The organism is Psychroflexus sp. MES1-P1E (genome assembly GCF_002836055.1).
Lineage (GTDB): Bacteria > Bacteroidota > Bacteroidia > Flavobacteriales > Flavobacteriaceae > Psychroflexus.
Window position 1 is genome coordinate 1 of sequence record NZ_PJBS01000341.1, and the last position, 12,875, is coordinate 12,875.

At 35.3% G+C, this 12,875-nt stretch carries 10 protein-coding genes and 2 pseudogenes; 7 read left to right on the forward strand and 5 right to left on the reverse strand.

Features of this window, described 5'->3' with window-relative positions; genetic code table 11:
- Positions 1 to 243: 243 nt before the first annotated feature.
- From CXF67_RS15350 to CXF67_RS15375, 7 genes are all read left to right on the forward strand, one after another.
- Entirely contained in the window at positions 244 to 3,678 is a 3,435-nt protein-coding gene (locus tag CXF67_RS15350; RefSeq protein ID WP_102089539.1) for a methylmalonyl-CoA mutase family protein, read from the forward strand.
- 394 nt (positions 3,679 to 4,072) lie between these two features.
- Positions 4,073 to 4,882 (forward strand): hypothetical protein, encoded by an 810-nt coding sequence (locus CXF67_RS15355; RefSeq protein WP_102089540.1) that lies wholly within the window; start codon positions 4,073 to 4,075, stop codon positions 4,880 to 4,882.
- A gap of 357 nt (positions 4,883 to 5,239) precedes the next feature.
- Positions 5,240 to 5,437, forward strand: a complete 198-nt coding sequence (locus CXF67_RS17920; RefSeq protein WP_145990487.1) for a S41 family peptidase — start codon at positions 5,240 to 5,242, stop codon at positions 5,435 to 5,437.
- A gap of 42 nt (positions 5,438 to 5,479) precedes the next feature.
- On the forward strand, positions 5,480 to 5,680 hold the full coding sequence (locus CXF67_RS15360; RefSeq protein WP_102089541.1) for a hypothetical protein: 201 nt from the start codon (positions 5,480 to 5,482) through the stop codon (positions 5,678 to 5,680).
- A 501-nt stretch (positions 5,681 to 6,181) separates the two neighbouring features.
- On the forward strand, positions 6,182 to 7,099 hold the full coding sequence (locus CXF67_RS15365) for a hypothetical protein (protein WP_102089542.1): 918 nt from the start codon (positions 6,182 to 6,184) through the stop codon (positions 7,097 to 7,099).
- 226 nt (positions 7,100 to 7,325) lie between these two features.
- Positions 7,326 to 7,778: an SRPBCC family protein gene (locus CXF67_RS15370; RefSeq protein ID WP_102089543.1), complete on the forward strand. Its 453-nt coding sequence runs from the start codon at positions 7,326 to 7,328 to the stop codon at positions 7,776 to 7,778.
- A 54-nt stretch (positions 7,779 to 7,832) separates the two neighbouring features.
- On the forward strand, positions 7,833 to 8,357 hold the full coding sequence (locus tag CXF67_RS15375; RefSeq protein WP_102089544.1) for an OmpH/Skp family outer membrane protein: 525 nt from the start codon (positions 7,833 to 7,835) through the stop codon (positions 8,355 to 8,357).
- Positions 8,358 to 8,428: 71 nt separating this feature from the next.
- On the opposite strand, the gene guaB is transcribed toward CXF67_RS15375, so the two are convergent.
- From guaB to CXF67_RS18960, 5 genes and pseudogenes are all read right to left on the reverse strand, one after another.
- Positions 8,429 to 9,895: an IMP dehydrogenase gene (guaB, locus tag CXF67_RS15380; RefSeq protein WP_102089545.1), complete on the reverse strand. Its 1,467-nt coding sequence runs from the start codon at positions 9,893 to 9,895 to the stop codon at positions 8,429 to 8,431.
- Between the two features lie 325 nt (positions 9,896 to 10,220).
- Positions 10,221 to 10,613, reverse strand: coding sequence for a hypothetical protein (locus tag CXF67_RS15385; RefSeq protein WP_257984720.1), 393 nt, complete (start codon positions 10,611 to 10,613; stop codon positions 10,221 to 10,223).
- A gap of 188 nt (positions 10,614 to 10,801) precedes the next feature.
- Positions 10,802 to 11,791 carry an NADP-dependent oxidoreductase gene (locus tag CXF67_RS15390; protein WP_102089546.1) on the reverse strand — a complete coding sequence of 330 codons (990 nt, stop codon included), beginning with the start codon at positions 11,789 to 11,791 and terminating at the stop codon, positions 10,802 to 10,804.
- 196 nt (positions 11,792 to 11,987) lie between these two features.
- Positions 11,988 to 12,593: pseudogene (locus CXF67_RS19245) on the reverse strand (IS4 family transposase).
- A pseudogene (locus CXF67_RS18960) lies at positions 12,578 to 12,875 on the reverse strand (hypothetical protein); the annotation flags it as partial. The pseudogenes CXF67_RS18960 and CXF67_RS19245, both read right to left, overlap by 16 nt.

Below are 12,875 nucleotides of genomic sequence, written 5' to 3' on the forward strand. Positions count from 1 at the left end.
GCAAATAATAGTGCTGTAATTGACAAGTAAATTTTTTTCATAATACTCAATTATTAAGATTTAATTACAAACATACCAATTTATATGTTGTACGTATTGCAAAATGGGAATAATATTGACAATAAGTGCGAGTGATGCTGATGCAAAAAGAATTCCACAACTATTCCTTTAAAATTCTAAAGGCGTTGAGTTGAATATTTCGTAATTTTACAGTACAAATTTTCATAATAATTCAATACCATAATGGAGCAACAAAAACCATATACACCCCAAAATCAAATTAGAATTGTTACCGCTGCCTCTTTGTTTGATGGCCACGATGCCGCTATCAACGTGATGCGTCGTATCATTCAGTCCACTGGAGTTGAAGTTATTCACCTTGGACATGATAGGAGCGTAGAAGAAGTAGTCAACACGGCGATTCAAGAGGACGTTAACGCTATAGCTATGACTTCTTACCAAGGAGGACATAATGAATACTTCAAATATATGTACGATTTGCTTCAAGAAAAGGGAGCTAATCATATTAAGATTTTTGGTGGTGGAGGTGGAGTCATCCTTACCGAAGAAATTGAGGAATTAATGAAACACGGCATCACTAGGATTTATTCTCCCGATGATGGACGTGAAATGGGATTGCAAGGAATGATCAACGATTTGGTCAAAAAATCTGATTTCCCAACTCCAAAATTGAATGCACCAGAGAAAACTGCAGAGCTTCTAAAACAAAAAGAGGCCAACACTATTGCTAGATTAATTTCTCTAGCAGAGAACCGGCATGATGAATTTAAAAATATATTCTTACCGATTCAGAATGCTCATAAAAATAAAGTTCCTGTTTTAGGAATCACGGGAACAGGAGGCTCCGGTAAATCCTCATTGGTAGACGAATTGATCAGGCGGTTCTTGGTCGATTTTGAAGACAAGCAAATAGGAGTTATCTCTGTAGATCCTTCCAAACGAAAGACAGGAGGAGCCTTGCTGGGAGACAGAATTCGTATGAATTCTATTAACTCACCAAGAGTGTATATGCGTTCTTTAGCCACACGTCGATCTAATTTAGCTTTATCAAAATATGTTCAAGAAGCGGTTGAGGTCTTAAAAGCAGCTAACTACGATTTAATCATTTTAGAAACCTCAGGGATCGGTCAAAGTGATACTGAAATTCTGGACCATTCCGATATTTCTCTTTATGTGATGACGCCAGAATTTGGGGCAGCCACACAATTAGAGAAAATAGATATGTTGGATTTCGCAGATCTTGTGGCGATCAATAAATTCGATAAGCGTGGCGCAAAAGATGCGCTTCGCGATGTCAAAAAACAATACCAACGCAATCATAATTTATGGGATGCTAAACCAGAAACCCTTCCCGTTTACGGAACGATAGCCTCTCAATTTAATGATCCTGGAATGAATATTCTTTACAAAAGAATTATGGATCAGCTTTCAGAAAAGACGTCTACTAGTCTAAAAAGTGATTACCATATCACGGATGAGATGTCAGAGAAAATTTTCGTAATTCCACCGGCACGGACGCGTTACCTTTCAGAAATTTCAGAAAGCAATAGATCTTATGATGATAAAGCCAACTCTCAGGTAGAGGTTGCTCAAAAACTCTATGGTATATTTAAAACCATAGAAAGTGTGACAGAAAGCAAACTTCAGCTTGATAAAAATGGGTTAGATGAAGCGCAATTAAAAGAAACAATTACTGAGGATAACAAAACTTTAGTCGAATTGCTTAAAAAAGAATTTGATAGAGTAAAAATGGATCTTGATCCCTATAATTGGGGGAAGATTCTAGATTGGGGACATGTCGTTCAGAACTATACAAATGAGGTCTACACGTTTAAAGTTAGAGATAAAGAGATAAAAATCGATACGTATACCGAGTCACTTTCTCATCTTAAAATACCCAAAGTTGCTTTACCAAAATACAAAGCTTGGGGTGATTTACTAAAATGGTTATTACAAGAAAATGTCCCAGGGGAATTTCCCTATACAGCTGGATTATATCCTTTTAAAAGAACGGGAGAAGATCCAACCAGAATGTTTGCTGGAGAAGGCGGACCAGAAAGAACCAATCGACGGTTCCATTATGTAAGTGCTGGATTACCTGCAAAACGACTCTCTACAGCTTTTGATTCGGTGACACTTTATGGAAATAATCCTGACTACAGACCAGATATTTACGGTAAAATTGGTAATGCGGGGGTATCAATTTGCTGCTTGGATGATGCTAAAAAATTATACTCAGGATTTGACTTAGCAGATGCTATGACTTCTGTGAGTATGACCATCAACGGACCTGCTCCTATGTTGCTTGGCTTTTTTATGAATGCCGCAATCGACCAGCAGTGTGAAAAATACATTCAAGAACAAGGTCTAGAGAAGGACGTAAAAGCCAAGATAAAGGCCATCTATAAAAAAAATGGAAGTGAGATTCCCACCTATCAAGGTGAGCTTCCTGAGGGAAACAGCGGACTTGGACTGATGTTGCTTGGTGTTACTGGAGATATGGTTTTGCCTACTGATGTTTATGAAAAGATCAAGCGGGAGACTATTGCTGTAGTGCGAGGAACCGTACAGGCCGATATTCTTAAGGAAGATCAAGCTCAGAACACCTGCATTTTCTCAACAGAGTTTGCCATACGACTCATGGGAGATGTTCAGGAGTATTTTATTGAAAATAAAGTGAGAAACTTCTACTCTGTCTCTATTTCTGGATATCATATTGCTGAAGCAGGTGCCAACCCAATTACGCAATTAGCTTTAACGCTTTCTAATGGATTCACGTATGTGGAATACTACTTAAGCCGTGGAATGGACATCAATAAGTTTGGGCCTAATTTAAGTTTCTTTTTCTCCAACGGAGTAGACCCAGAATATGCGGTTATTGGTAGGGTCGCGAGACGAATCTGGTCCAAAGCTATGCGCGACAAATATGGAGCAAATTCACGGGCGCAAATGTTGAAGTATCATATCCAGACGTCTGGTCGTTCGCTTCATGCCCAAGAAATAGATTTTAATGACATTAGAACTACTCTGCAGGCCTTATATGCTATTTATGACAACTGTAATTCTCTACATACCAATGCGTATGATGAAGCGATTACAACACCCACAGAAGAATCTGTTCGTCGAGCAATGGCTATCCAGTTAATCATCAACAAAGAATTAGGTTTGGCGAAGAACGAAAATCCGATCCAAGGCTCTTTTATTATTGAAGAATTGACAGATCTTGTCGAAGAAGCAGTCTTGTTAGAATTCGATCGTCTTACGGAGCGTGGCGGAGTTTTGGGAGCGATGGAGACGATGTATCAGCGAAGTAAAATTCAAGAAGAGAGTCTGCATTACGAAATGCTTAAACACACAGGCGAATTCCCAATTATTGGGGTGAATACGTTTTTGAGTTCCAAGGGATCGCCAACGGTAAAACCAAGGGAAGTGATCCGAGCGACAGAGAAGGAGAAGGAGTTCCAAATCAATACGCTCAACAAACTGCATATGGTTCATGAAGGTAAAGCACAAGACAACCTAAAACGCATACAAGAAGCGGCTATCAAAAATGAAAATATCTTCGAAGAATTGATGCAAGCGACCAAGTATTGTTCTTTGGGTCAAATCACGGAAGCTCTTTTTGAAGTCGGCGGGCAGTATAGACGAAATATGTAATTTTTTTAAAACGTAGATGGGCGTGTCCCCTTCCCGATAAAGATTGGGAAGGGGTCGGGCTTTTTGCTATTACGCCTCCACAAAAGCAGTAGTCTTACCTGAGTAAGACTACTGCTTTTTTAGTTCGGGGTAACCGCTACAATCCCTCACGCGTGTCTTTTCATTCATTTGTTTTCGGAAGCATGAACTATGTTTATCGCGAGAATTGATGGGGATAAAGGTTTAGTTTAAAACCCTAGGGAAAACCAGTGATAATATATGTAAAAGTGTTAATTTAATTGATAGTAAAAATAAAGATTCTACATAGAGTTATACTCTATAGTGGAGAGTTGAATAGGGTTTATAGCGGGCTTATAAAAAATTCATTTACATAGTATCGATAATTTTTGCAACCATGGCAAACGGGCAAAGTACAGATGTCTTAATTTGGAAGTCCGACACGTTGAACCTTTACCCAAACCCACTGGAACTAAAGGCTGATTGGGAGCAATTAACCCCAGTCATTACAAGTCAAATTGAAATCAATAGAATTGAAAAATCAAAGGATTCTGTTATTTTAATTAATTTTTGGAGAAACTATAAAACAGAATGGTTTATTGAAAATGACAGCCTTTATTTGACGGATTTAAGTTCATTATACAATAGTGAAAAAAACATCGGATTAAACAAAGTTTTCTCTACTATAGAAAAGCGAATTTTTGCCGACTGGGTAAATTCTTCTTTAACTACTTTCAGAGGAACCTGTACTGTTTGCATGGGAATCCATCACAAAAACACTTCAATTTATCCAAATGAAAAACTTCTTGAATTCAAAAATGGAGTTTTGATCAAAACCACGGATTATAAAAATTCAGTCTTAAGAGAATCTGAATTTTTATCTTATGACCCAAACATCTATTACAGCTTTATTTACAGAAATGTTGAATGGAGTAAGCTACCCGATTTGAGTAACAAACATCTTCAAGTTTGGGTAAGCGTTGAACCTAGAAAAAATGGAAAACTAAGAAATATTGACTGGAAAAACACTTACCTAATTGACGAAAGCAATCTTATTGACGATCCAGAAAATACTTATATAAAAGAGGCGGTTAGAATTGCAAAAAAGATTCCTGAATGGAATGTTGTAATCCGACATGATAAAATTTTAAACCAAAACTTAAGTATTGTTTTTAACGAACAAATAAAGAAAAAATATGGCCTTTAGTAACTTAGCATTAGCATAGTTGATAACCTAAATGATTGTTTTTTTTTGACTTAACCGCTTGTTTGTCTATAATCTTTGGGGATGAGGTTTCTCAGAATAAGAAGAGTATTCCTTTTAATTGGGTTGTTCATTACCAATTTAAGTGCAAACATGTAAAGTCATCATGGCGTCTATGTATGTTCTGGTTAGCCCTTTCATTACCATAGCAAAAAAAGAAGCCCCCGATTTTTTTATTCGTAACAAAACCATTGAAAAGTCACTTTAATAAAACATACAAAAGTGCTAGTCTAGTTTTAAAAAATACCATTACTTAAATATTATAACATTGGTATCCCTAAAATTATTAAACCGTTACTTGTGGGTAAATATAATCGACAACTTCAAGGTGTTTTTCCGTTAGAAAAAGATAAGAAGTATTATCAAAATAAAGATAGCAATGACCACAAGATAAGGTCACCCAACAAAAATGCATTCACAGGTAACATCTATTTATTAATAAGTGCAGCAGTCGCGTCTGCTGGTAGCTTATTCGCTTCAATGGTTGCAGGAAACTAAAACACAATCGGTGGATATTACGGGCACAATGGACATACACCCATGGAATATAAATTACCTAAATCAAAAAGCGTAACACAGTTTTTGATAGTAAATTTAGAACAAGACGTATCGCAAAGACCAAATCAACCTTATAATAGAAGCCTATTATCAGATTTAGAAGTGACACAATCATTTGAAGATTTTATAAAAAATGTAGATACACAAATGAACTATACCCTAGAATTGCTTAATGTGGAATAAAATGCTGTGTACAATTCCACTCTTTTTGGAAAAACAAATAATCACTTTAGGTAAAGGTTCGATTAGCAGAGAAAAGACAAAAAATCTGAAAACAAAAAGTGAAAACAATTTATTTTCATAACATCATAAAAAAGTTACTCAGAATCAAACATTTAAAGGCGATTTTATTGGATTTTGATTATTAAAAAGTAATTTTAAATAATGAAAAACTACGGTTAAGTGTGAGCTCAATTTTTAACTGGAGTAAAGGATTTATTTAACTCGTGCAGAATTCTGAGCCGGATGTATTGCGAAAAGTAAAATGATAAAGCGAAAGCTAACACGAAGACACCAATTTTAAATTATATAACATGCATACTTCTTTTGACTTTTTTTATCATGGTGAATAAGCCTACACTTCCAGTATGGAAAGGTTATGTATGCACCCAACCTAAATATGAATACTAATATCAACGGAAATCGATGTTATCGCCTTAGACAATAAAAACTAACAACATCTAAATGTATAAATTATTAATATTTGGAACACTATCCCTTCTTTCATTATCCCTTTTTGGACAAATAAGCGCGAAAGATTCAACCGTTCAAGTCATTGGATATTGGTCAAATCAAGAAACACAGTCATATAATGTTGCTTATGAGAAATTTAAAATAAAAAGAAAAGACACAATTTCAAGAGAATTAATGAAATATGAGGTAGATATTAAAATAATTGATTCAACAGAAAATAGCTATACAATTGACTGGTTTTATAAAAACTACTCAATAGATACCGAAAATGAATTGGTTAGAAAACTAGCATCAATTGCTAACGATATTTCTGTTAAAATAAAAACAGATGAATATGGTGCATTTATAGAAATTGTCAATTGGAAAGAAGTTAGAGATTATCTAGTAAAGGGGACTGAGAAGCTTAAAGTTGAATTGAAAGAGGTTCCAAATTATAAAGAAATAATTGCTAATGTGATGAGTATATATTCAACAAAGGAATCTATTGAGGCAAATGCTGTTAAAGACGCCTTACAGTTTTATAAATTTCACGGCGTAAAATACAATCTTGGAGAGGAATTAGAAGGGGTATTAGAAACGTCGAATAATTTTGGAGGTGAACCTTTTGAAACAGACGTCCGATTCAGTTTAGACGAGATAAACGAGATTGATGGAAATTCAATACTCAGATCAAATGAACTTATAAATTCAAAGCAATTAACCGATGCAACCTATAAACATTTAAAAATGCTAGGAACATTTGGTGATAAAATCCCACCAAGAAATGAGTTTCCTTCATTGACCAACGAGACAAACACAGCCTCAAGAATTCATGGAGAAAGCGGATGGATAATATATAGTATCGAGACCAAAGAAATAACAGCTGAGGAGACAACTCATATTGAGGAAAGAGTGATTGAAATAAAATAACAGGGCCAAATCAAACCTCTTTAAAGCCATTAACAGTGTTAAGCTAATTTTAAAAGATTATGCTGAAATTTGAAGAGGTTCCAGATGAAGATTTGAATTGGATTTATATGTATATTGGTAGTAAGCTGTAAACAATTTTTTATGCCAACGTCAATAAAAGGTTTGCAAAAGGAACTTAGTCTTCTGGAAATTAAGAAAATAAAATAAAAAAATCAGGATAGAATACATGGAATATAAGACCGAAATTATCATCAACAAACCTAGGCAAGAAATCATCGATGCGTTTGAAAATCCAAGTTTACTTCCGCTTTGGCAGAGAGGGCTCAAACGGAGTCGGCCTCTAAGTGGTAAAAATGGTGAAGTAGGGAGTAAACGAAAACTATACATCACCATAGAAGGTCAGTCTATAAAAATGACAGAAACAATCATAAAAAAGAATCTACCCGAAGAATGGCATGGGGAATATTCTTCTAAAGGTATTGAGAGCGTTCAAAAAAATTATTTTGAGGATATCAACGAGAATCAAACTAAATGGACCTCTTATAGCGAATTTAAATTTTCAGGCTTTATGAAAGTGATTAGCAAGTTACTGCCTGAAATCTTTAAAAAACGATCTGTTTTAGTCCAAAAAGATTTTAAAGCTTTTATCGAAGACGGTAAGAGTGTGAAAACAAATTGACTATGGTTTGATTTATAATAATAAATAACTTTATTTGTAAAAAATTAAATACCGATGAAACAGATTATTTACATTGCTTTATTGACTTTAAGCTTAAGTGCTTTTTCACAAACTAAAGTAGGCACCATTAATAATGAATACATTTTATCTCAGATGCCCGAGATAAAAGATGTTGAAGAACGATTAAAAGTCTACAGCGCCAAATTGGATAGCACCATTCAACAAAAATACTTAGAATACCAAGAAGTGGTAGCCAACTATAAAGAAGGGGAAAAAGATATGAGCGACCTGATGAAGAAAATGAAGCAGGGAGAAGTTGTCGACTTAGAAGAGAATTTACAAAAACTACAAGAAAATTCCTCTAAAATGCTTCAAATACAACAGGATGAATATCTGAGACCACTTTATAATAAAATAGGAAAAACAGTAGAAGCTATTGTCATAGAAGATGGGTTTACTCAGATCTTTGATGAAAACAACAGTATCATTTATATCGATCCTAAATTTGACATCACTCTTAAAACCTTGGAGAAAATGGGAATTGAGGTCAAAGACAATCCAGACGTAACCCCTGAATAAGTTTGAGGTTAAAGAATAAAATAAAAAAGCTCGAAATACTATTTCGAGCTTTTTTATTTTATGAACCTTAATTATCTACTATAATTAGGAGCTTCTTTTGTAATGATGACGCCATGCGGATGACTTTCTGTGATACCAGAACTTGTAATTTGAACAAACTGAGCATTTTCTTTTAAAGCTGAAATATCTTTTGCTCCACAATAGCCCATACCTGCTCTTAATCCGCCGATAAATTGCACCATACTCTCTACCAATTCTCCTTTGTAAGGAACACGGCCTACAATGCCCTCTGGGACTAGCTTTTTGATATCATCTTCAACATCTTGAAAGTACCTATCTTTAGAGCCCTTATGCATAGCCTCTACAGATCCCATTCCTCTATAAGATTTAAATTTTCGACCCTCATAAATGATGGTTTCTCCAGGAGATTCTTTGGTTCCAGCCAGCAATGATCCAAGCATCACGCAATCTGCGCCTCCAGCAATAGCCTTGGGAATATCACCTGTATATCGAATTCCTCCATCGGCAATTACAGGAACACCAGATCCTTTTATAGCTTCAGAAACTTCCATAACCGCAGATAATTGGGGAGAACCTACTCCAGCAACAATTCGTGTGGTACAAATAGATCCTGGGCCAATTCCGACTTTCACTGCATCTGCGCCAGCCTCTACCAAATATTTTGCAGCCTCGGCTGTAGCTATATTTCCAACCACAACATCGAGGTTTGGAAATTCTTTTTTAATGAGTTTCAAAACATCTACCACCCCTTTTGTATGGCCGTGTGCCGTATCAATAACAACGGCATCTACGCCAGCTTTTACTAAGGCTGTTGCTCTTTCTACAATATCATTGGTCACTCCCAAGGCAGCAGCAACCCTCAACCTCCCGTACTGATCCTTATTGGCGAACGGCTTTTGAGTTAATTTTGTTATATCTCTGAAGGTAATAAGACCTACGAGTTCGTTATTTTTATTGGTAACTGGAAGTTTTTCAATTTTATGTTTTTGCAAAATGACTTCAGCTTCTTTAAGGGAAGTCCCTTCACTCACTGTGACTAAATTTTTGGTGGTCATGACCTCCTTAATAGGTCTGTCGTTTTTTTGTTCAAAACGCAAATCGCGATTGGTAACAATACCTATTAATTTTTTAAAATCGTCTACAATAGGAATTCCTCCAATACTGTGTTCTCGCATGCTATCGTTAGCATCTTTCACAGTAGCGGTTATGGGAAGTGTAACAGGATCTATGATCATTCCACTTTCAGCACGCTTCACTCTTCTAACTTTAAGGGCTTGTTGCTCTATGGTCATATTTTTATGAAGAACGCCAATTCCACCTTCTCTTGCAATGGCAATAGCCATTCTAGATTCTGTTACCGTATCCATGGCGGCAGAGACTATTGGAACATTAAGTGATATATTTCTTGTGAATTTGCTTTCGATACTTACAGTCCTAGGAAGGACGTCTGAGTAAGCAGGAACTAAAAGAACGTCGTCGTAGGTAAAGCCTAATCCTTTTACTTTTGAATGTGTCATTGCAATTAAATTTAATTGCGTGCAAATATAGTTTTTTTGAAATTAAATTACTGAGACTTTAAGGTTTAGTTTGGAGTGTCATATCTAATATCCTTTTTATGTCATAAATTCAGAATTAAATTATAGGGCTTTAAAGGCTGAAATTAAAACATAACCTCTCTATAAGTTAGGCTTACGTGAATAATTATAGTTTTGGAAGTATGAGATTTCCTATTCACTTTGAAATCTACTTGAACATGGTTTAATCTATAACTAACCCGTAAACTTATTTATCGCCAATTTTTTTAATCTAAAATAGAATCGGTTAAAATAATTTCATAACTGGTTAAACCAAATCATAATCCACTAATTCTTGACTTATAATCGTCCATTCTTCATTATCAACTGGTGAAAAAGTTAAGAGTGGATCGGATAAGTTAGAAGCCTCATAAACTTTAATCCCTTCGAAGGAATCTTCAGGTACTGGATTTTGCCCAAATAAAAAATCTTCTAAGATTAGTAAAGAAATAGTAGAAGGTATAACCGTTGTGGTGTCAATTTCAGAACCTAATTCTTCAGTTTTTTGGAAAATTACTACTAGGTCTTTAGTTGTTTTGTTATTGATAAAATAATATGCTGAACCACCATAATCGACAACTATTTGATCATCATTATCACTACAACTTACAGATAATACGAGTATTAGAATCAATACTAATTTCAAGATTTTGTTTTTCATAATTATAGATTTATAACCTCTTAAAGTTATGAAAAATTAGATATAGTTGCGTCAATTTACAATGTTTAAATTTAATAGCAGAGTATAAAAAAGATACTAGCTTTTCAGTTTATAAAAAAAAACAGAAGAGAGGAATATGATACTTATATTTTTCCCAAGTTAAAACTTTGGATAATTATTTTTGAAGTTTAGTTTGGAGAAAGACTTATGATTACTTTTCCTTCTGCCCTTCCTGACGCTAAGTATTCGTAGGCATCTATTCCATTTTCAAGAGAATAAATAAAATCTACTATGGGTTTTATAGCTCTATCTTCAACCATAGTCGCAATTTCCTTCAGTTGTTTTGCATTAGGTTGCATCCAAGTTAGCTTGTAAGCGGCGGACTTCTCATCAATTAACTTTGATAATTTTTTGGGCAATGTATAATCGGTCATACCCATCTGCTTTGCTGTTTCTTCGTCTGGTGGACCTACTATTGTCGTTACTTTTCCACCTTTTTTAATGATCTTAAAAGCATCAAAAGTATAATCATCTCCTAAAGTGTCGAAAACGATATCCAAATTAGTAGCAACTTCTTTATAATCTTCTGTTTTATAATCGATCACACGGTCGGCGCCCAAAGCTTTAACCCAATCTACATTTTTAGTACTGGTAGTCGTATACACAATGGCTCCTTTTGCCTTTGCATACTGAATGGCAAAACTACCTACACCACCAGAGCCGGCATGAATTAGGATTCTATCATTTTCCTTAAGACCAACACGCTCTAAAGCTTGGATTGCAGTGAGTCCAACTAATGGTAAACCAGCAGCTTTTTCAAAAGAGACATTATCTGGTTTTTTAGCAACCAAGTCACTATTAACGGCTACAAATTCTGCTACTGTGCCCATTTGTTCTTGTGGGACTCTAGAATAGACTTCATCTCCAATTTTAAAATTAGTTACATCTGCACCTTTTTCAACAACTACACCACTCACGTCAAAACCGATTGTACAAGGTAAGTTTAAAGAAATCATACCTTTCAGTTGACCTTCCACTATTTTGTAATCTATAGGGTTTAATCCTGCAGCTTTAACTTCAATTAAAATATCATTCGCCTTTAGGGCTGGTTTTTTGATTTTATTGATGGATAATCCATCTTTTATTTCATCATATTTTACTATTTGCAAGGCTTTCATATCTAGTGCTTTTTATTTTGACTATTTATTATTAATAACCAATCCTGTCCTAAATAAATTTAAGGCATGTTAAATCTAACCATTTTACTGGTTTACTTCAATGTTTTAATTGATTTTCAAAAAAGAACCCCTTGTATGTGTTTATTGGGAGGTGGTTGTTCCTTTGCAAATGGATTATCAAGCCATTTGTGCAAATCTACCTTGACAAAAAGATTAAGTCTAATAAGGCCACCAAATTTGATAAATACCAAGGATGCTTTGCTTGTGTTTTTAATGCTTTTAGGTTGAGTATGGTTATCCATGCAGTCCAGATTTGTATCATCACCGCATTCTCACTGGTTCCGATGAAAGACTTTATGTGTAATTGCTGTTTTATGTCCCTGAAAAATATTTCTACCTCCCATCTGGCCTTGTAGAGTTCCGTTATGGTGTTTGCTGTCCAAGATATTTGATTGGTAATGACCTCAATGACCTGCTGGTTTTCTTGATCCCATAATGCAACCCTGCGGAGTTTTTTAGGATATCTCTTTTTTGATTTGACTCCCGTCAATTCAATGATCTCGTCTTTTAAGAAGTGCTAGTGTCTGTCCTGTGGAAGTTCGAGCTCTTTGATCGTCCTGAACTTTATGTTGTCTTTATGCCTGACCACAAAATTAACCCCGTTGCTGTAAAAAATATTTAGCAGTGCAAAATCATTATAGAATCTATCGGCAACAAAGACACTACCCTTCAGTAGCGGGATATCGTAAGCTCCTTTATTGTCCGCTGTTTTACTGTCCGTGATATTTACATAAGCAGGCAAATGTCCATCGTAGTCCAGCAGGTATGCATTTTTATGGCTCCCTTTTTTGTCTTGTACCTTGCCCAGTCAAAAAGACTCAAACAAAGACTTATGGTGGTAGCATCCAACAGGAATATTTTTGACTTGATCCTGAATTTGGTCCGCTTCATATGGGCCTGCTGTCCCAGACTTTCCAACAGGATGTAATAATAATCCCTGAAAAGCTCCCAGCTTCTATTTTTGTTCTGATAACCGACCGTGGATTTTGAGGGGGCTTTAAGCATCCCTAAATGGTTGAGATTA